We start from the raw sequence: 19,354 nt of genomic DNA, 5'->3' as shown, positions 1-19,354 counted from the left end.
AGGCGGGGCCAGCAACTCCGGCCCGGCCACATCCGTTCAGCCTTCGATGATCTCGGTGGTGTGGGTGATCTCGGCCGTCTTCGCCAGCATGATCGACGCCGAGCAATACTTTTCGTGCGATAGCTCGATGGCGCGTTCCACCTTGGCCGGGTCCAGGTTCTTGCCGGTCACCGTGAAGTGGAAATTGATCTTCGTGAAGACCTTCGGGTCGGTGTCGGCGCGTTCGGCCTCCAGCTTGACCGAGCAGCCGCGCACGTCCTGGCGGCCGCGCTTCAGGATCAGCACCACGTCATACGCGGTGCAGCCGCCAGTGCCCAGCAGCACCATTTCCATCGGACGCGGCGCCAGGTTGTTGCCCCCACCGTCCGGCGCGCCGTCCATTGCCACAAGGTGTCCGCTGCCGGTCTGGGCAATAAAGCTCATGCCCTCGGGGCCGGACCATGTCACTTTGCATTCCATTTTTTTCGTTCCTCGTTTCCTGATGGTGTTATTCCGCTCACGCCGGCGCGCGTCGTGCTGCTTGCATTCTGCGAGTATAGGGCAAGCGCCACGTGGGCTCCGGATGCGGGATTACCCCTAATAATCCGAAGGTTTCCTCTAGTGTGGCGTCCATGCACCATGCTTGGTGTCGCCTTAAGTTATTGATTTATATGTGTAATGGTGCTTGTTCGGCGATGCCTGAAGCATTTCGTATTATGGTATTGCTTTTCGTAGTGCAAATTTTCTTGCATCCGAGAGGGGCGTATGTATAATTCAATCCATCGAACGACGGCGCTGATGAGCGCGCCAGAGTGCGAAAGCGAAAGCCGGTAACGTACCCGAATCGCTCTGCGCACCGCCTGCCATGACCGGCTCCGTCGATCGCCCGGTGTCTCCTCCACCCTCCTCCTTTGGTGGATTCAAACCCAAGTCCAATACGACTTGGGTTTTTTTTCGCCGATTGCAAGGGTGGCTGCCAAGGGGGGCTGCCAGGGCAGTTGCAAGGGCGGCTGCAAGGGCGGCCTGATCCCGCACATGCCGCGCGCGGCACTTTCGTGGTCGACATGGGCTCCGGCTTGACGAAAAGCCACATCTTTGCTTGTGCGATGGCGCGAACGCCCAGTATAATCGTCGGCTTTCCGGTCATTGCCCCCGGAAAAAGATTCAGGGAGAGCCTGCAAATACAAGCAGGAAGGCCAGGTCCAAAGGGCCGGCCGCTGACAGGACGCTAAAACGGCGACCGTCACCTCGGGCATTTTTCAAAATCAGGAAAAAATCATGAAGACCTTTTCCGCCAAGCCTGCAGAGGTAAAGCGCGACTGGTACGTGATTGACGCGACGGACAAGGTCCTCGGCCGTGTTGCCAGCGAAGTGGCACGCCGACTGCGCGGCAAGCACAAGCCGGAATTCACTCCTCACGTCGACACCGGTGATTTCATCATCATCGTCAATGCAGCCAAACTGCGCGTGACGGGTACCAAGGAACAGGACAAGAAGTACTACCGTCACTCGGGCTACCCGGGCGGTATCTACGAAACCACGTTCGGCAAGATGCAGCAACGTTTCCCGGGCCGCGCCCTGGAAAAGGCTGTCAAGGGCATGCTGCCGAAGGGTCCGCTGGGCTACGCGATGATCAAGAAGCTGAAGGTTTATGCCGAAGGCGAGCATCCGCATAGCGCACAGCAGCCCAAGGTGCTGGAAATCTAAAGGGGCCAATATCCATGATCGGTAACTGGAATTACGGTACTGGCCGCCGCAAGAGCGCTGTGGCTCGTGTCTTCATCAAGTCGGGCAAGGGCGACATCATCGTCAACGGCAAGCCCATCAAAGAGTATTTCGCTCGCGAAACCTCGCTGATGATCGTGCGCCAGCCGCTGGAACTGACCGCTCACGCCGAAACGTTCGACATCAAGGTCAACGTGACCGGTGGTGGTGAAACCGGCCAGGCCGGTGCTGTTCGCCACGGCATCACCCGCGCCCTGATCGACTACGATGCAACGCTGAAGTCGGCCCTGTCGAAGGCTGGCTACGTTACGCGTGACGCTCGTGAAGTCGAACGTAAGAAGGTCGGTCTGCACAAGGCACGTCGCCGGAAGCAGTTCTCGAAGCGTTAATTCGCCGTTGTCTGGATCTGGCCTCGCCAGGTCTGGCAGCCCAAAAAGCCGCACGATTCGTCGTGCGGTTTTTTTTCGCCTGTCGCCTGCGTAACCCGCGCGCACGACTGTCGCATCCCTGGTGCACGCTTGCCATTTCTTACACTTTTCATTCGCGCAATGTTCACCCGGCGATACAATCACGGGCCTGCGGATTGGGGGATAGACGATGGGTCACAGCATTTCGGGGTGGATGCCGCGATGGGGGTGAAGTACCGGCCGCTGCGTCCGCGCGGCAGGTTGCGTGCGGCGCGGGCCATTGTCCGGACGCACCGCCCCTGGCGGAATTGGCTGTTCGTGGCCGTACTCGTGGCAGTTGCGGGGGCCGTGGCGGGGGTGTCGGCGTACGAGGCCGGGCGCCGCTCCGCGCCGCCACGTGGGATCGACGCCGATCTGGCTTCGGCTCACGACCTGTTGCGCCAGCAGTTTGCCGAAGTGTCCACGGAGCGCGACAGCCTGCGGAGAAGTGCCAACACCGCCGAGGCGCAGTTACAGATGGCCAGCACCGCGCAGCAGCGTATGGCCGAGCAGGTCAAGGCGGCCGAGGCCGAAGTGGCGCAGTTGAAGGAAGATCTGGGATTCTTCGAGTCATTGCTGCCGGCGTCGGGAGATACCTCCGGCATCCATGTGCGCAGCTTTCGTGTGGCACTGGACGAAACCCAGCCCCGCGCCTTGCACTACCGGTTGCTCGTCATGCAGGGCGGGTCGAAGGCGTTTGTCGAGCAGCCCGAATTCAAGGGTGAAGTGCAGTTCACAATTTCGGGGAATCGGCACGGCAAGCCGTTAACCCTGTTGTTGCCGCAGGCGGGCGATGCGCCGCTGCCGGCCATCCGGCTGAAGCATTATCAACGCATCGAAGGCGACCTGGCGATTCCGCAGGACGCCGAAGTCCGCGCCGTATCGGTTCGCATTGTCCAGAACGGCCAGGTCCGGACGATGCAGACCGCGACGCCGTAGTACGCGCAAAAAGGGGAGTACAACATGCTGTTTTCGAAGAAGAAGGGTCTGTCCATCGATACGCTGGTTGGGCAGGATGCCGCCATCGAAGGCGATGTGACCTTTTCCGGGGGCTTGCGTCTGGACGGTCGCGTGCGTGGCAACGTCGTGGCCGCCGAAGGCAAATCGAGCATGCTCGTGATCAGCGAGAAAGGTGTGGTCGAGGGCGAAGTGCGCGTGGATCACCTGATCCTGAATGGCACCGTCACCGGCCCGGTGCATGCGGCCGAGTTGCTCGAACTGCAACCGCACGCGCGCGTCTATGGCGAAGTGCGTTATGCGGCGCTGGAAATGCATCAGGGCGCTATCGTGGAAGGGCGGCTGGTGCCGCTGGTGCAAGCTGAAATCCGCGCCCTGCCGAACCATGTGCCGCCCGCCGAGGTAAAGGAAGAGCAGGCCAAGGACGTGGAAGCGCAGGCGGAAGCCGATATCGTGGATGACAAGGCGCCCGACGGCGCGAGCGTGCCGGCTTGAGGTGACGCACCCGCCCAGAGCCCCTTGAAAACAAAGGGCTTCGGCACGATTTGTGAGTAGCGCTTAGAATACGGGCGTATCTAACCAGGAGAATTCCCCATGAACGCAGTCGCAGAGGCACCTGTTACCGAGGAAATGCCGGCACCGTTCGTCTTTACCGACAGCGCCGCCGACAAGGTCAAGCAGCTGATCGAGGAAGAGGGCAATGCCGAGCTGAAGCTGCGCGTGTTCGTGCAGGGCGGCGGTTGCTCCGGCTTCCAGTACGGCTTCACCTTCGATGAAGACGTCAATGAAGACGACACGACGCTGGTCAAGAACGGCGTCACCCTGTTGATCGACTCGATGAGCTACCAGTACCTGGTGGGCGCCGAGATCGACTACAAGGAAGACATCAACGGCGCACAGTTCGTGATCAAGAACCCGAATGCCTCGACCACCTGCGGTTGCGGCTCGTCGTTCTCGGTCTGAGCGTTCCAGCCTCGCCAACAAAAAAGCGCACTTCGGTGCGCTTTTTTGTTGGCCCAATCGGTAGACCCGGCGGTCAGCGCGGATAGATCGCGCCCAGCACGCGCGGCCCCGCTGCGCCCGTGACCGTCGGCACGTTCCCCGGTGCCCGGCGTACGCACTGTCGCGCCAGCCAGGCAAAGGCGATGGCTTCCACCTGCGATACCGGTACGCCGAAATCCTCGCTGGTCTGCACCGTGATCCCCGGCAGCAACTGGCCCAGCGTCGCCATCAGGTAGTCGTTACGCGCTCCGCCACCGCAGACAATCAGGCGCTGGGCATTACCGGCATGCGTCCGCACGTCCTGGGCGATGGCCGTGGCCGTCAGCGTGGCCAGCGTCGCCTGCACGTCGGCGGCCGCAATCTGCCGGGGCAGGCTGTCCAGCACGGCTTGCAGCCATTCCGGATGGAACAGGTCGCGTCCCGTGCTTTTGGGCGGCAGGGCGCGGAAGTAGGGCTCGGCCAGCAGGCGCGCCAGCAGGTCGGTGTCGATGCTGCCGCTGGCGCCCCAGGCGCCGCGATCGTCGAAAGGCTGGCCGTGATGCTGCTGTACCCAGTGGTCCAGCAGCGCATTGCCGGGGCCGCAGTCGAAACCGGTCACCGGTCGGCCCGAATGGGCGGCCGGCAGGATGCTGATATTGGAAATACCGCCGATATTGCAGACCACGCGCGTTTCGTCGCGTGCGCCAAACAGCGCAGCATGCACGGCCGGCACAAGCGGCGCGCCCTGGCCGCCTGCCGCGATATCACGGCTGCGGAAGTCGGCCACGACGTCGATATCGGTCAGCTCGGCCAGCAGGGCCGGATGCTGGGTCTGGCGCGTATAGCCGGTCCCGTCATACAGCCCGGGACGATGGCGGATGGTCTGCCCGTGCGCGCCGATGGCGGTGACATGCCCCGGCGCGACATCGGCCAGGCGCAGCAGTTCGCCCACGCACGCGGCATAGACGCGCGCCAGCCCGTTGGCGGCCATGGCCTCGCGATGGATCTCGTCTTCACCGGGCTGCTGCAGCGCGCCGAACGCCTCGCGCAATGCCGGCGGGAACGGCGCGTGGGCGGCGGCCAGCACCGCGGGGTGCGCGCCGGAAAAATCCACCAGCACGCCGTCCGCGCCGTCCATGCTGGTGCCCGACATCAGGCCGATATAGCAGTCGCTGGACACCGGAGACATGGACATGGATCAGTTGCTGGCGGTCAGAACGTTGTAGGTGCGCAGCAGGTTGATGCGGCTCAGCATGGCGCTCGTGTAGGTCAGGAATTCTGCGCGCGACTTGCCGGTCAGCGTCGGCGCTTCCATCAGTGTCGTGGTCAGCGGGTTCTGCGGCACGTCGTTATAGCGGAACTCGTAGTGCAGGTGCGGCCCGGTGGCCCAGCCCGTGGAGCCCACGTAGCCGATCACCTGGCCCTGGCTCACGTGCTGCCCCTCGCGGATGCCAGCAAAGCCGGACAGGTGGGCGTAGTACGTCGAATACCCGCCCGCGTGCTGCAGCACGATGATGTTGCCATAGCCGTTCTGCTGGCCGACGAAGTCGACCGTGCCTTCGCCCGACGCCAGCACCTTGGTGCCCTGCGGCGCGGCGAAGTCCACGCCCTTGTGCTGCGCCCACTTGTGGTGCAGCGGATGGTCGCGGCCGCCGAAACCCGACGACACGCGCGAGAATTCCACCGGCGAACGCAGGAACGGGCGCTTCATGCTGCGGCCGTCGAACGTGTAGTAGGCCCCCGGCTCGCCATCGTCCGGCGAATACCACAGCGCCTGGTACAGCGTGTTGCGGTTGATCAGCTCGATCGCCACCACGCGGCCGTTGCGCACGAATGCGCCGTCGCGGAAGCCGGCTTCGTAGACGATACGGAAGCGGTCGCCGCGCGCAATGTCGTGGTGGAAGTCGATTACGCCCGAGAAGATCGAGATCATCTGGCTGACCACTTCGTCGGGCACGTTGGCCGCGTCCATCGACTTGAAGAAGCCATTGGCGTCGATGGCGCCCGACGCCATTTCGTAGTGCAGGTCGTTGTCGACCGTGGCGATGCGGGCCTTGTACGAATAGTCGCCGCCTTCCCTGGCCGGCGCCACGCGCTCGACCACCAGTTCGCGGGACGCAGCGGCGTCGCCGCCCAGGTTGGCCTGCAGCGACACCAGCAGGTTGCTGTCGTCGATCTCGGCCTGCACGGTCTGGCCGGGGTTCAGGCTGAACAGCCCGCGGGCGGTGGGATTCTTGAGGATAAAGGACTGCGCGTCGGGATCTTCCACGCCAAGACGGCGCAGCAGCGTGGCGATGGTGTCGCCGCGCTGCATGCGTTCCTGGCGCACGTAGACGCTGTTGCCGTCGACCTCGGTCAACTGTTCGAGCTGCTTGCGGACGTCGGGCATGCGCAGCGGCTGCAGCACGCGCGGGGCGAGCGGATCATCGTAGGCGTTGCGGGGGGCAACGCCCATCGCAGCCGCCATGCCAAGCGTAAAGACCGTGCCGACGGCAACGGTCAACTGCTTGCGGCGGCGCGTATGCTGGGGATTCGTAGGGTCAACAAGGACCACCAGCTCGCGCGCGAAAACTTCGCGGAGACTAGACCACATCACGTAGAATTCAAGCTTTCGGTATTGCCAAGGCCGTCGCCGCGACGATATCTCTCGTCTGCCTTCCTCCCCCGAGGTGCGGTGCGGGCATTGTCTGATTGCCGCCTGGAGTGGCGGTTTGCCGACGGAAGACCCGTCAGGCACGAAGCGCGGATTATACCAGAACGGCTCTGGTCGTCCGTCGCAGTTTCCTTATAGATTTCAAAGACTTACGTCATGAGTGAAGTGTCCTCGGCCGCTGCGCCCAATTATCCACTTACGCCGTCGGTGATGCGCGCCCTGGAGATCACCAAGCGCGGTTGCGACGAGCTGCTGGTTGAATCCGAGTGGCTCCAGAAGCTCGCGCGCAGCGAAGCGACCGGTGTGCCGTTGCGCATCAAGCTGGGCCTGGATCCCACGGCACCCGACATCCATCTCGGGCACACCGTGGTGCTGAACAAGCTGCGTCAGCTCCAGGACCTGGGCCACCAGGTGATCTTCCTGATCGGCGATTTCACGTCGACGATCGGCGATCCGTCCGGTCGCAATTCGACCCGCCCGCCGCTCACCCGCGAACAGATCGAGGCCAACGCCCAGACCTACTACAAGCAGGCGAGCCTGGTGCTCGATCCGGCGAAGACCGAAATCCGCTACAACAGCGAGTGGTGCGACCCGCTCGGCGCGCGCGGCATGATCCAGCTGGCAGCCAAATATACGGTGGCCCGCATGATGGAGCGCGACGACTTCACCAAACGGTTCCGGTCTGGGATTCCGATTTCGGTCCATGAGTTCCTTTATCCACTCATGCAGGGCTACGATTCGGTGGCGCTGAAGTCCGATCTCGAGCTGGGCGGCACCGACCAGAAGTTCAACCTGCTGGTGGGACGCGAGCTGCAGAAGGAGTACGGCCAGGAGTCGCAGTGCATCCTGACCATGCCGCTGCTGGTGGGACTGGACGGCGTCGAGAAGATGTCGAAGTCCAAGAACAACTACATCGGCGTGACCGAGGCCCCGAACGATATGTTCGGCAAGCTGATGAGCATCTCGGACGACCTGATGTGGCAGTACTTCACGCTGCTGTCGTTCCGCCCGATGAGCGAGATCGATCTGATGAAGGAAGAAATCGCCGCGGGCCGTAACCCGCGCGACTGCAAGGTGTTGCTGGCGCAGGAAATTGTCGCACGCTTCCACAGCCAGGCGGCTGCAGAGGCTGCGCTCGACGCCTTCAACCACCGCGCCAAGGGCGGCATTCCCGACGACATCCCCGCCGTGACGCTGGAAGGCGCGCCGCTGGGCATCGGCCAGCTGCTCAAGCAGGCCAACCTGGTGCCGTCGACGTCGGAGGCCAACCGCAATATCGAGCAGGGCGGCGTGAAGATCGATGGCGAGACCGTCAGCGACAAGGCGGTCAAGGTGGCAGCCGGCACTTACGTCGTGCAGGTGGGCAAGCGCCGCTTTGCGCGCGTGACGCTGGTCTGAAGCGGCGATGATCGCCCTGATCCAGCGTGTATCGCAGGCGCGCGTGACCGTGGACGGCCGCACCACCGGCGAGATCGGGGCCGGCCTGCTGGCACTGGTCTGCGCCGAGCGCGGCGATACCGAGGCACAGGCCGAGCGCTTGCTGGCCAAGCTGCTGTCGTACCGGGTGTTTTCCGATGCCGAGGGCAAGATGAACCTGCCCGTGCAGAACATCGACGGCCAGGGCACGGCGGGCGGCCTGCTGGTGGTGTCCCAGTTCACGCTGGCTGCCGATACCAACAGTGGCACGCGCCCCAGCTTCACCCCGGCGGCGGCACCCGAGGACGGCCGCCGCCTCTATGATCATTTCGTGACCCGCGCGCGCGCCGCGCATCCGTCGGTCCAGACCGGCGAGTTCGGCGCCATGATGCAGGTCAGCCTGACCAACGATGGTCCCGTGACGTTCTGGCTGCGCGTGCCGCCGGCCGGAACAGCCTGACATATCGAAGGAGATCTTCATGAAACTCTGGAGCAAGTCTTTTGCCGACAACGCGCCGATTCCCGGCGAGTTTGCCTTCTGCGTGCCCGATGCGGCCAGCCACGTGGCGCTGTCGTCGAACCGCAACCCTGATCTGCACTGGGAAGACTTCCCGGCCGGCACCCGGTCGTTTGCGCTGATCGTTCATGATCCTGACGTGCCCAGCAAGGGCGACGACGTGAACCAGGAAGGCCGCGAGGTACCGGCGTCGCTGCCGCGCGTGGATTTCTTCCACTGGGTTCTGGTGGATATCCCGCCGGGCCTGAACACGATCTCGGCCGGCACGCATAGCGACGGCGTGATCGCGCGCGGCAAGCCGGGCCCCGAGGCGCTGGTGGGTACCGCCACGGCCGGCGGCCTGCGCCATGGCCTGAACGACTACACGGGCTGGTTTGCCAACGACCCGGACATGAAGGGTGACTACTTCGGCTACGACGGCCCGTGCCCGCCGTGGAACGACGCCATCGTGCACCGCTACGTGTTCACGGTCTACGCGCTCGACATCGACCGCATGCCGGTCGAGGGCAAGTTCACCGGTGCCGATGTGCGCCGGGCGATCGAGGGCCATGTGCTGGCGCAGGCCAGCTACACCGGTACCTATACGCTGAACCCGAAGCTCGTGAAGTAAGCAGGCAAGCGCCGCGCCAGACTCCGCCCAAATCCGTCGCCCCCAAGGAACCGGCATGTTGCAAAGTAACGGCCCGCAGTCGCTGGCCTACACCCACCTGATCGTGATCCGCCATGGCGAGACGGCCTGGAACCGCGAACGGCGGCTCCAGGGCCAGATCGACATTCCGCTCAATGACACGGGCCGGGCCCAGGCGCGCGCGCTGGCCGAGGCCCTGACCGGCGAGCCGATCGATGCGGTGTACACCAGTGACCTGGGACGTGCCTTGGAGACGGCCAAGCCGCTGGCGCAGGCACTGGGTTTGACGGTGCGTGCCGAACCGCGGCTGCGCGAGCGTTGCTATGGCGAGCTGGAAGGCATGACCTATGCGGAAGTGGCGGAAAAGCGGCCCGACGACTTTGCGCGCTGGCAGGCACGCGTGCCCGACTATGCGCCGCCGGAGGGGGAATCGCTGCGCGAATTCCACGAGCGGGCGGTGGAGGTGGCACTGTCGCTGTCGCGCCGTCACCCCGGCGAACGGATCGCACTGGTGGCCCACGGCGGCGTGCTGGACTGCCTCTATCGCGAGGCCACGGGCATGACGCTGGAGGCGCCGCGCTCGCATGAACTGCTCAACGCCAGCGTCAACCGGCTGCGGTGCGACAGCGCCAACCTGACCCTGCTGCAATGGGCCGATGTCAGCCACCTGGAAGCGCTGACACTCGACGAGGTGGACCGCCGCGTACCGTAACGCGGCGCGGCCGGGTCCAGGCGCTTACACGCGCAGCCGGAACGGCGTGAAGTTGGTGTTCCGGTCGTACCAGTCCTCGTTTTCCGCCCGCTTCAGGAATCCCACCACCTTGTAGGTCACGGGAGTCATCACGACCTCCCAGCCGGTCTTGAGGATGTACTGCGCGATGGCCACCTGGATGACTTTTTCCAGCGGCCAGATGCCGTAGAACGCAATCACGTAGAACAGCGATGAATCGACCAGCTCGCCTGCCAGGGTCGAGCCGATCGTACGCGTCCAGAGCCAGCGGCCGCCGGTCCACAGCTTCATCTTGGCAAGGGTGTAGCTATTGGCGAAACTGCCACAGCAGAACGCGATCAGCGACCCCAGCGCAATGCGCCAGGTATTGCCGAACACATCTTCCAGGCTCTTCTGGTAGTCGATCATGAACGGCGCCACGGGCATGCGCAGCACCACGAAGGCCATGAACGTGGCAAACGCCAGGGCGGCAAAGCCGGCCCACACCACGCGGCGGTCGCGGCCATAGCCATAGACCTCGGTGAGCACGTCGCCAAAGATGTACGAAACCGGGAAGAACAGCACGCCCGCGCCGAACGTGACCGGCCCGATGACGGGCAGCGTCATCTGCGCCGCCTTGGCGGCTCCGATCAGGTTCGAGCACAGCAGCACCGTGACAAAGGCCACCATCACGAGGTCGTAATAGCGATAGACGCGTCCGGTGTGGCCGGAGGCGGCGGTGGCGGCAAGCGGTTCGTGCATGGGTGGCATCCGGGGGCGCGGGCGACGGGCGTGATTCGCGCGATTATGCCAGTGGCAGGGCATGCGCGTGGCACGCCCATGAAAAAGCCCGGCCGGAGCCGGGCGTTTCGGTCTTGCTGCGATGCCGCCCCGGCAGGCCGGGCGGCGCCGGTGCAAGGCTAGATATCGAGCTTGCTGATCTTGGCGCCGTTCAGCGACACATCGACCATCAGGCCGGCATTGGTCTGCACGAAGGCAATGACCGGTTGCTGGCCGGTAATGGTGTCGATGGTGCCGTTGGCGCCCACCTTGGCCAGCGCCACGCTGGCATCGGCACCCACCGTCCAGCCCTTCGATTGCACGAACTTGTTGTAGGCCTCGGGCGTCATGAACATGATGATGATCGAGCGCGACTGTCCACCCGCGGTCAGGCCGAAGGTGCCCGCGATGGTGCGGTAGTAGCCCTGCGTGGTGCCCTTGCTGCGCAGCGCACCGTCGCCATACTCGCCGCCCACGACCAGCCCGCCGGCCAGCACGCGCGGGAACACCAGAATGCCCTGCGACCGGTTGGCAAGTTCCTGCGAGCCCTTTACCGACGAAAAGAGCCGGTTGAGCGCGCCATCGGCGCCGGCGTCGATTTCCTGCCGTTTGGCCGCGGCATCGGTGCCCGCGCTGCTGCCCGTCGTCGTGCAACCGGCAGCAAAGGCGGCCGTGGCGACAAGCAGGCCCGACCCGGCAACCCGGGTGACAAACTGACGTCGATCCATTTGTTGTTCTCCTGAAGGGGAAAGGTACTGCGTCAGAGGCGATGCGGCAGGGGTTGCCGAACCGGTCAGCCAGCGGTTGGTGCCTTGACCGTGATCGCCACCACTTCCTTGATCACGAACTTGGCCATCTGGCCCTTCTTGATGTTGGCAAGATCGATATTCGGATCCTGGACCTTCACGGTGCGCAAAGTCTCACGTGGACCCCGGAACGTGACTGTGCGCTTTGCAACATCCACGTTGGTGACCTGTGCGGTAATGGTGGTGGTGATTTCACGCATCACGCCGGGCTTGCCGCCCTCGGGCGCGTGCGAAATGCGCTCGACCTGCTCCATCAGCGCGGTGTCCTTGCTGCCGATCGGCTCCAGCCCGGCCACCACGGCCGCACCGCGCGTCAGTGTGACGATATCGCCCTTTTTGACATTGCCGATGTTCTTGGCTTCGTCGCCCGCGATGATCTCGACCAGATTGCCGCCCGGGCCCTTGACCAGTACGGCTTTCGAATCCGGATCGACATTGACGACCCGGCCGCTGACCACCGCTTCCTCGGCCACGCCGATCGGCGCGGGTGTCGACGGCTTCTGCGCATGGGCAGCACCGGCCCAGGCGAACATCAGGCAGGCGGCAATGGAAAGGGAGTGCTGGGCTCTGATTTTCATGACTGTCCTTGTTGGCGCACGTGCGCATTTTGTAAAAAGGATGCAGCCATTGTGGACAACTGGGCATAGGCCAGCAATCCACTTCGAAAAAATTTGCAGGGGTTGCGAAAACGTTTAATTGACGCCCGGCCACCCTCGCAAAGGCCTGGGCCGGGGTCAGAGGCCGGGCGGATGGCCTGCATGGACGGCCGTTGCACCGCCGGTGCAACCCCGTCTGCGGCGCCCCTCAGGGTGCGTCGAAGCCTTCGCCCCGGCGCTCGCTTTGCGGCGAGGCCAGTCCGAAATGGCGATAGGCGGCGGCGGTGGCCACCCGGCCGCGCGGTGTGCGCTGCAGATAACCCTGCTGGATCATGTAAGGCTCCAGCACGTCCTCGATCGTGTCGCGGGCCTCGCCGATGGCGGCTGCCAGGTTGTCCACGCCCACCGGGCCGCCGTCGAACTTGTGCAGCACGGCCTCCAGCAGCTTGCGGTCCATCAGGTCGAAGCCGACGCTGTCCACGTCGAGCATTGCCAGTGCCGCGTCGGCCAGTTCGCGCGTGATCGTGCCATCGCTCTTGACCTCGGCGAAGTCACGCACACGGCGCAGCAGCCTGTTGGCGATACGGGGCGTGCCGCGCGCGCGGCGTGCAATCTCGAGCGCGCCGGCCGGATCGATTACCGCGTTGAGCAGTTGCGCCGACCGCGTCACGATGCGCGCCAGCTCTTCGGCCGAATAGAACTCCAGCCGCGCCACGATGCCGAAGCGGTCGCGCAGCGGGTTGGTCAGCATGCCGGCGCGCGTGGTGGCGCCCACCAGCGTGAACGGCTGCAGGTCGAGCTTGACCGAGCGCGCGGCCGGACCCTCGCCGATCATGATGTCGATCTGGTAGTCCTCCAGCGCCGGGTACAGGATTTCCTCCACCACGGGCGACAGGCGGTGGATTTCGTCGATGAACAGGACGTCGTGGGCTTCGAGGTTGGTCAGCAGCGCGGCCAGGTCGCCCGGACGCTCCAGCACGGGCCCCGACGTCTGGCGCAGGTTCACGCCCATCTCGCGCGCGATGATGTGTGCCAGCGTGGTCTTGCCCAGTCCCGGCGGGCCGAACAGCAGCACGTGGTCCAGCGCCTCGCGCCGCTTGCGGGCCGCGTGCATGAAGATGTCCAGCTGGCCGCGCACCTTTTCCTGGCCGACGTATTCGTCGAGCAGCTTGGGGCGCAGCGCGCGCTCGAAGGCTTCTTCCTGGGTGGATGCAGGGGTGGCGGAGATCACGCGCTCCGGCGGGCGGTCACCGGTCAGCTTGTCGGTTTCGATCATGGCAATGGAAAGCAGTATGGCGCCATTCTACGCTGCCGGTGCGCGCGGCCCGGCGCAATCGGACGCGGTCCAGCGCAATCCGGCGCAGGCTGCGTTATCCCTTTGACAGCGCCTTGAGCGCGAGCTTGATGCCCTCGGACACGCCTGTTCCGGCCGGCACCTGCTTGATGGCCTGCGCAGCTTCCTTCTCGGAATAGCCCAGCGCCAGCAGCGCGTTGAGCACGTCGACGGCGCTGTCGGGCACCGGTGCGGCGCCGGGCACGTGGCCCAGGTCGGCGCCAAGCTTGCCCTTGAGTTCCAGCAGCAGCCGTTCGGCGGTCTTCTTGCCGATGCCGGGGATCTTGGTCAGCCGGCCGGCTTCCTGCATCGTCACGGCCTGCGCAAGTTCGGGCACGGACAGGCCGGACAGCACGGCCAGCGCCATGCGCGCCCCGATGCCGGTGATCTTGATCAGTTCGCGAAAGGTGTTGCGCTCGGTGGCGGTACCGAAGCCGAACAGCAGGTGCGCGTCCTCGCGGATGATCTGCTGCGTGAGCAGCGTCACGGGCTGGCCCACGGCCGGCAGGTTGTAGAACGTGCTCATCGGCACATCGATCTCGTAGCCGACGCCGTGGCAGTCGACCAGCAGATGCGGGGGATTCTTTTCAAGCAGGGTGCCGGCGATGCGTCCGATCATGGTGAAAGCGTAGGAAGAAGTGGCCGCAAGTGTAGCGCGGCCCGTGGGGTTACTGGCCGGCCGGCGTGGCCACGGCGCGACGGCCCAGTGCCGGATCGTCCGTGAAGAAGCCGTCGATGCCGGCTGCCAGGAAGGCCTGGACTTCGCGCACCATGCCGTCCGGGTTGCGCGTGGCATCGTCGCCGGGTGCGCGCAGCGGCTTCGGCAGGAAGCTGTTCTCGGGGCGGAACGTGTACGGATGCACCACCAGGCCGGCGGCATGCGCGTTGGCCACCAGCGGCGTGGGTGCCGCCAGGCCGCCCTGGGCGTCGCGCGGAATCACCAGGCTTTTCTCGGGGCCGATGCCGTTGGCGTAGGTTGCCACCTCGCGCAGGCCCAGCGGTGTCAGCATCGACGCATAGGTGCGGTTGTCGCCCGCCAGGCGCCAGTCGGCAGGACGCTGCCTGGGGTTGCCGATCAGTTGCACGATCTTCACGTTCGGCATGGCGGTGCCCAGCAACCGCTTCATGGCGCGCAGCGGCCCGACTTCGAACGACTGCACGTACACCGGCGTGGCCCTTGCGAAGTCATTGGCCTGCAGCGCAGCGGCCAGCTTTTCTTCGAGCGGCAGGCCGATGCCACGGAAATAGCTCGGGTGCTTCAGTTCGGGATAGATGCCCACGGGGCTGCCGCGGCGGCTCGACGCTTGCGCCGCCAGCTTCAGGATTTCGTCGAAGGTGGGGATTTCGAACTGGTCATTGAGCTTGGCGTTGTAGGGCCGCAGCTTTGGAATTCGCTCGCGGGCGCGCAGCGTCTTGAGTTCGGCCAGCGTGAAGTCCTCGGTGAACCAGCCGTCGATGCGCTCGCCGTCGATGACCTTGATGCGGCGGCGGCCGGCAAACTCGGGCACTTCGGCCACGTTGGTGGTGCCGGTGATGTCGTTCTCGTGGCGGGCCACCAGCACGCCGTCCCTGGTGGATACCAGGTCTGGCTCGATGATGTCGGCGCCATCGTCGATCGCCTTCTGGTACGAAGCCAGCGTGTGCTCGGGCCGCAGCGCGCTGGCGCCTCGATGGCCGATGACCAGTGCCGGCGGCGCAGGCGCGGGGGCCGGGGCGGCCGGTGCCGGCGCCGGCGCAGCGGGTGGTGCGGTGGAAACCGGTGTGCGCGGCGCCGTGACGCAGCCGGCGACCAGCGTGGCCGTGGCGGCAGCCAATGAAAGACGGAAGGCGAGGGATTGCGGCATCTGGGGCGTTCCTGGACGGACTCTCGAACGCCGATTCTAAGCGACGCAGGCGCAGGGCCTGTCGCCAGGCCGAAGGTTAGCCGATCAGCCGGCCGCGCCGCACACGCAGCCCCTTGCGCGCCAGTTCCGGCGCCATTGTTGCCAGCGTGCCCAGGGTATCGCCACCGTTGGCATGGCAGATTGCCACGCCGAGCGCGTCGGCGGCGTCGCTGCTGGGGCGGCCGGACAGCGCCAGCAGACGCATCACCATCTCCTGCACCTGTTCCTTGTTGGCGCGCCCGTAACCCACCACGGCCACCTTCAGCTGCAGTGCGGTGTATTCGAACACCGGCAGCCCCTGGCCCACCAGACCGCAGATGGCGGCGCCGCGCGCCTGGCCCAGCAGCAGTGTCGATTGCGGATTGACGTTGACGAAGACCTTTTCGATGGCCGCGCAGTCGGGCGCATAGGTGCGCGCGACTTCGGCAATCCCGTCATAGAGTGTCTTCAGGCGCTGCGGCAGGCTTTCGTCGCCGTTGCTGCGGATCGTGCCGGAGGCCACATAGGCGAGCTTGTTGCCGTGCTTTTCAAGCACGCCGAAGCCGGTGGTCCGCAGACCGGGATCGATGCCGAGAATGCGCATGAAGCGGGGGAGGGAAGACAGATGGGCGTAGTGTAGTGGATTAGGCCGATGGAGAGGGGTTTGCTCCCCTCTCCCGCTTGCGGGAGAGGGGCTGGGGGAGAGGGCAGGGGTTTCAGGCGCTGCCGTGCTGGAGGATCACACCGCCAGCTTCGTTCGAAGTGGCTCGTTGCTGTACCACCCCTCTCTCCCGCTCTCTCCCCATGAGGGGAGAGAGAGCCAAGACACTACCTTCGGAAACTGCCTGGGCGTGTTTTGGCGGCGTTGGCCGTCAACCAACCGGCAGCCTTTTCCAGGTCTTTGCCTTTAGTGACGGAAGTGGCGCGTGCCGGTCAGCACCATGGCGATACCGCGCTCGTCGGCGGCGGCGATCACTTCGTCATCGCGCATCGAGCCGCCCGGCTGGATCACGACGGTGGCGCCAGCGTCCACCACCACGTCCAGGCCATCGCGGAACGGGAAGAACGCGTCCGATGCCACGGCCGAACCGGCCAGCGTCAGGCCGGCGTTCTGCGCCTTGATGCTGGCGATGCGGGCCGAGTCCACGCGGCTCATCTGGCCGGCGCCGACACCCAGCGTCATGCCGTTGCCGCAGAACACGATGGCGTTCGACTTCACGAACTTCGCCACGCGCCAGGCGAACATCAGGTCGTCCATTTCCTTCGGGGTCGGATGACGGCGCGTCACCACGCGCAGATCGCTCGGCTGCACGTTGCGGGCGTCCGGACCCTGCACCAGCAGGCCGCCACCCACGCGCTTCAGGTCAAACTGGTTCACGCCCTTGCCCAGCGGGATTTCCAGCAGGCGCACGTTCTGCTTGGCGGCAAACACGTTGCGCGCGGCGGTGCTGAACGACGGGGCGATCAGCACTTCCACGAACTGCTTTGCCACGGCCTGGGCGGCAGCCTCGTCCAGTTCCACGTTGAAGGCGATGATGCCGCCGAAGGCCGAGGTCGAATCGGTCTTGAAGGCCTTGTCGTAGGCTTCCAGCGCGTTGGCGCCAATCGCCACGCCGCACGGGTTGGCGTGCTTGATGATGACGCAGGCGGCGCCGTTGGCGGCGTCGAACGACTTCACGCATTCCCACGCGGCATCGGCATCGGCGATGTTGTTGTACGACAGTTCCTTGCCCTGCAGCTGCACGTAGTTGGCGAGCGCGCCGTCCACGGCCTTCAGGTCGCGGTAGAACGCGGCCGACTGGTGCGGGTTTTCGCCGTAGCGCATTTCCTGCACCTTCTCGAAGGCCAGGTTCAGCGTCTGCGGGTAGCTGCTGCGCGCCTGGTGCGACTTGTCGGCGCCAAGGCTGGTCAGGTAGTTCGTGATCGCGCCGTCGTACTGGGCCGTGTGGGCAAACACCTTGGTTGCCAGGCGGAAGTTGGTGTCGTAGCCCACGCTGTTGGCGTTGGCGCGCATTTCGTCGAGCACCACGGCGTAGTCGGCCGGGTCCACGATCACGGTCACGTCGCGGTGGTTCTTGGCCGCCGAGCGCAGCATGGTCGGGCCGCCGATATCGATATTCTCGATGGCGTCCGGCAGCGTGCAGTCATCCTTGGCAACGGTCTGCTGGAACGGGTACAGGTTCACCACCAGCAGGTCGATCGTCGGGATGTTGTGCTCGGCCAGGGCCGCCATGTGCTCGGGCAGGTCGCGGCGGGCCAGGATGCCGCCATGCACCTTCGGGTGCAGCGTCTTCACGCGGCCGTCGAGCATTTCGGGGAAGCCGGTGTAGTCGGCAACTTCCGTCACGGGCAGGCCGGCATCGGCCAGCAGCCTGGCGGTACCGCCGGTGGACAGCAGCGTGACGCCGAGCGCGTTCAGGTCGCGGGCGAAATCGACGATACCGGTCTTGTCGGAAACAGAGAGAAGGGCTTGCTTGATCATGGCTTGGGGGAACGCTTCAAAGTAATCCGTGTTGCTGCAGCTTCTTGCGAAGGGTATTGCGGTTGATGCCGAGATACGCGGCCGCCAGTGACTGGTTGCGCTCCGCGCGCAACATCACGGCTTCCAGCAGCGGCCGTTCCACGGCCTCCAGCACCATGTTGTACATATTGGACGGCTCTTCGCCATCCAGGTCACGAAAATAGGTATCCAGGCTGTCCCGGATACATTGGTCGATAGCGTTGCGGCTCATGCGGCAAGCAGTTCCCGTTTCTTTTTGTTGTGGATGTTTTCTTCTTCGTCCGTGGCGGCGGCGGTGTCGTCGACATAGACCAGGCGATCCGAAATGGCTGCCTGCTCGTCGAAGAACGCGTTGACCGCTTCCAGCTGCGCGCCCGTGGTTTCCAGCGTGTTCATGCGATGGCGGAACAGGTTCGCGCCCTTCAGCCCGCGCGTGTACCAGGCAATATGCTTGCGCGCGGTGCGCACGCCGGTGAACTCGCCGTAGAACGCGTAGTGATCCGCCAGGTGATGGTTCATGATCGCGCGGATTTCGGCCACTTCAGGTGCCGGCAGCAGTTCGCCAGTTTTCAGGAAGTGTTCGATCTCGCGGAACAGCCACGGACGCCCCTGGGCGGCACGGCCGATCATGATGGCGTCGGCGCCGGTCGCTTCCAGCACCAGCCTGGCCTTCTGCGGCGACGTGATATCGCCATTCGCCACCACCGGAATACGCAGCGCTGCCTTGACCGCGGCGATGGTCTCGTACTCCGCCTCGCCGTGGTACAGGTCGGCGCGGGTGCGGCCATGGATCGTCAGCATGCTGATGCCGGCGTCTTCGGCCATGCGCGCCACGCGCAGTGCATTCTTGTGTTCGCGGTCCCAGCCCGTGCGGATCTTCAGCGTGACCGGCACGCGGTCGCCCACGGCGCCCACCACGGCCTCGACGATGCGCACCACCAGCGGTTCGTTCTGCAGCAGCGCCGATCCGGCGGCCACATTGCAGACCTTCTTGGCCGGGCAGCCCATGTTGATGTCGATGATCTGTGCGCCACGGTCGACGTTGTAGCGGGCCGCCTCGGCCATCATCGACGGTTCCGCGCCGGCAATCTGCACCGAGATCGGCTCGACTTCGCCCGCGTGATTGGCGCGGCGCATGGTCTTCTCGCTCTTCCACAGTTGCGCGTTCGACGCCACCATCTCGGACACCGCGTAACCGGCGCCCAGCTGCTTGCACAGCTGCCGGAACGGCCGGTCCGTCACCCCGGCCATCGGGGCGACAAAGAGGTTGCTGCGGAGTTGGTGGGGACCGATCTGCACGGTGGGGACGCTGGAATCTGGCTGGAACTGGCAAAAACATGCCCCTGCCGGAACAGCTGTCGGCGTGGTCGGGGTCATGGGCGAGGCCGGGATTTTACCGCCAAACCGGTGCGGTTGCCCAATAAATGAGCAAATATCATGCGGAGGGAGGGTGTCGCGCCCCTGCC

22 protein-coding genes are annotated in these 19,354 nt (G+C 64.9%); 9 read left to right on the top strand and 13 right to left on the bottom strand.

Annotated elements, in window-relative coordinates:
- Window positions 1–36: 36 nt before the first annotated feature.
- Entirely contained in the window at window positions 37–459 is a 423-nt protein-coding gene (locus A9J21_RS23055; RefSeq protein WP_066739493.1) for an OsmC family protein, read from the bottom strand.
- 798 nt (window positions 460–1,257) lie between these two features.
- Here A9J21_RS23055 and rplM point away from each other — a divergent pair.
- The 5 genes from rplM (at window position 1,258) to erpA (ending at window position 4,070) form a co-directional block, all read left to right on the top strand.
- Window positions 1,258–1,686, top strand: coding sequence for a 50S ribosomal protein L13 (gene rplM / locus A9J21_RS23050; protein WP_019447062.1), 429 nt, complete (start codon window positions 1,258–1,260; stop codon window positions 1,684–1,686).
- 14 nt (window positions 1,687–1,700) lie between these two features.
- Window positions 1,701–2,093, top strand: a complete 393-nt coding sequence (gene rpsI, locus A9J21_RS23045; protein WP_066739492.1) for a 30S ribosomal protein S9 — start codon at window positions 1,701–1,703, stop codon at window positions 2,091–2,093.
- Between the two features lie 228 nt (window positions 2,094–2,321).
- Window positions 2,322–3,089: a DUF6776 family protein gene (locus tag A9J21_RS23040; RefSeq protein ID WP_231907013.1), complete on the top strand. Its 768-nt coding sequence runs from the start codon at window positions 2,322–2,324 to the stop codon at window positions 3,087–3,089.
- A 24-nt stretch (window positions 3,090–3,113) separates the two neighbouring features.
- Window positions 3,114–3,602: a polymer-forming cytoskeletal protein gene (locus tag A9J21_RS23035; RefSeq protein WP_066739490.1), complete on the top strand. Its 489-nt coding sequence runs from the start codon at window positions 3,114–3,116 to the stop codon at window positions 3,600–3,602.
- 99 nt (window positions 3,603–3,701) lie between these two features.
- Window positions 3,702–4,070 carry an iron-sulfur cluster insertion protein ErpA gene (erpA, locus tag A9J21_RS23030; protein WP_066739489.1) on the top strand — a complete coding sequence of 123 codons (369 nt, stop codon included), beginning with the start codon at window positions 3,702–3,704 and terminating at the stop codon, window positions 4,068–4,070.
- Between the two features lie 73 nt (window positions 4,071–4,143).
- Here the strand turns inward: erpA and A9J21_RS23025 are convergent, their stop codons facing one another.
- Complete coding sequence (locus tag A9J21_RS23025) at window positions 4,144–5,283, bottom strand: anhydro-N-acetylmuramic acid kinase (RefSeq protein ID WP_066739488.1); 1,140 nt, start codon at window positions 5,281–5,283, stop codon at window positions 4,144–4,146.
- A 3-nt stretch (window positions 5,284–5,286) separates the two neighbouring features.
- Window positions 5,287–6,681: a M23 family metallopeptidase gene (locus tag A9J21_RS23020; protein WP_066739487.1), complete on the bottom strand. Its 1,395-nt coding sequence runs from the start codon at window positions 6,679–6,681 to the stop codon at window positions 5,287–5,289.
- Between the two features lie 216 nt (window positions 6,682–6,897).
- Here A9J21_RS23020 and tyrS point away from each other — a divergent pair, with 216 nt between their 5' ends.
- The 4 genes from tyrS to A9J21_RS23000 are packed head-to-tail and all read left to right on the top strand — an operon-like array spanning window position 6,898 to window position 10,014.
- Complete coding sequence (gene tyrS, locus A9J21_RS23015) at window positions 6,898–8,139, top strand: tyrosine--tRNA ligase (protein ID WP_066739486.1); 1,242 nt, start codon at window positions 6,898–6,900, stop codon at window positions 8,137–8,139.
- Between the two features lie 7 nt (window positions 8,140–8,146).
- Window positions 8,147–8,617: a D-aminoacyl-tRNA deacylase gene (gene dtd / locus A9J21_RS23010; RefSeq protein ID WP_066739485.1), complete on the top strand. Its 471-nt coding sequence runs from the start codon at window positions 8,147–8,149 to the stop codon at window positions 8,615–8,617.
- Window positions 8,618–8,636: 19 nt separating this feature from the next.
- Window positions 8,637–9,284 carry a YbhB/YbcL family Raf kinase inhibitor-like protein gene (locus tag A9J21_RS23005; protein ID WP_066739484.1) on the top strand — a complete coding sequence of 216 codons (648 nt, stop codon included), beginning with the start codon at window positions 8,637–8,639 and terminating at the stop codon, window positions 9,282–9,284.
- 55 nt (window positions 9,285–9,339) lie between these two features.
- Entirely contained in the window at window positions 9,340–10,014 is a 675-nt protein-coding gene (locus A9J21_RS23000; protein WP_066739483.1) for a histidine phosphatase family protein, read from the top strand.
- Window positions 10,015–10,038: 24 nt separating this feature from the next.
- On the opposite strand, the gene A9J21_RS22995 is transcribed toward A9J21_RS23000, so the two are convergent.
- The 10 genes from A9J21_RS22995 to dusB form a co-directional block, all read right to left on the bottom strand.
- Entirely contained in the window at window positions 10,039–10,773 is a 735-nt protein-coding gene (locus tag A9J21_RS22995; RefSeq protein WP_066739482.1) for a queuosine precursor transporter, read from the bottom strand.
- Between the two features lie 158 nt (window positions 10,774–10,931).
- The gene (locus A9J21_RS22990; protein ID WP_066739481.1) at window positions 10,932–11,519 is read right to left on the bottom strand and encodes a YSC84-related protein; all 588 of its coding nucleotides are present in this window, start codon (window positions 11,517–11,519) and stop codon (window positions 10,932–10,934) included.
- Between the two features lie 65 nt (window positions 11,520–11,584).
- Window positions 11,585–12,175, bottom strand: coding sequence for a hypothetical protein (locus A9J21_RS22985; protein WP_066739480.1), 591 nt, complete (start codon window positions 12,173–12,175; stop codon window positions 11,585–11,587).
- Window positions 12,176–12,401: 226 nt separating this feature from the next.
- Window positions 12,402–13,469, bottom strand: a complete 1,068-nt coding sequence (gene ruvB / locus A9J21_RS22980) for a Holliday junction branch migration DNA helicase RuvB (RefSeq protein WP_066739479.1) — start codon at window positions 13,467–13,469, stop codon at window positions 12,402–12,404.
- A 94-nt stretch (window positions 13,470–13,563) separates the two neighbouring features.
- Window positions 13,564–14,145 (bottom strand): Holliday junction branch migration protein RuvA, encoded by a 582-nt coding sequence (gene ruvA, locus A9J21_RS22975; protein ID WP_066739478.1) that lies wholly within the window; start codon window positions 14,143–14,145, stop codon window positions 13,564–13,566.
- 49 nt (window positions 14,146–14,194) lie between these two features.
- Entirely contained in the window at window positions 14,195–15,370 is a 1,176-nt protein-coding gene (locus A9J21_RS22970) for a glycerophosphodiester phosphodiesterase (protein WP_066739477.1), read from the bottom strand.
- Window positions 15,371–15,446: 76 nt separating this feature from the next.
- Entirely contained in the window at window positions 15,447–15,992 is a 546-nt protein-coding gene (gene ruvC / locus A9J21_RS22965; RefSeq protein WP_066739476.1) for a crossover junction endodeoxyribonuclease RuvC, read from the bottom strand.
- Between the two features lie 303 nt (window positions 15,993–16,295).
- Window positions 16,296–17,870, bottom strand: a complete 1,575-nt coding sequence (gene purH / locus A9J21_RS22960; protein ID WP_066739475.1) for a bifunctional phosphoribosylaminoimidazolecarboxamide formyltransferase/IMP cyclohydrolase — start codon at window positions 17,868–17,870, stop codon at window positions 16,296–16,298.
- Between the two features lie 16 nt (window positions 17,871–17,886).
- Window positions 17,887–18,120, bottom strand: a complete 234-nt coding sequence (locus A9J21_RS22955) for a Fis family transcriptional regulator (protein ID WP_066739474.1) — start codon at window positions 18,118–18,120, stop codon at window positions 17,887–17,889.
- Entirely contained in the window at window positions 18,117–19,187 is a 1,071-nt protein-coding gene (gene dusB / locus A9J21_RS22950) for a tRNA dihydrouridine synthase DusB (RefSeq protein WP_066739473.1), read from the bottom strand. Before dusB ends, A9J21_RS22955 begins: the two co-directional genes overlap by 4 nt.
- Window positions 19,188–19,354: the final 167 nt, after the last annotated feature.

It is taken from the genome of Cupriavidus sp. D384 (assembly GCF_001652915.1).
Classification (GTDB): Bacteria; Pseudomonadota; Gammaproteobacteria; order Burkholderiales; family Burkholderiaceae; genus Cupriavidus.
The sequence above is the reverse complement of the archived record's forward strand: the minus strand, read 5'-3'. Positions and strand labels throughout refer to the sequence as shown.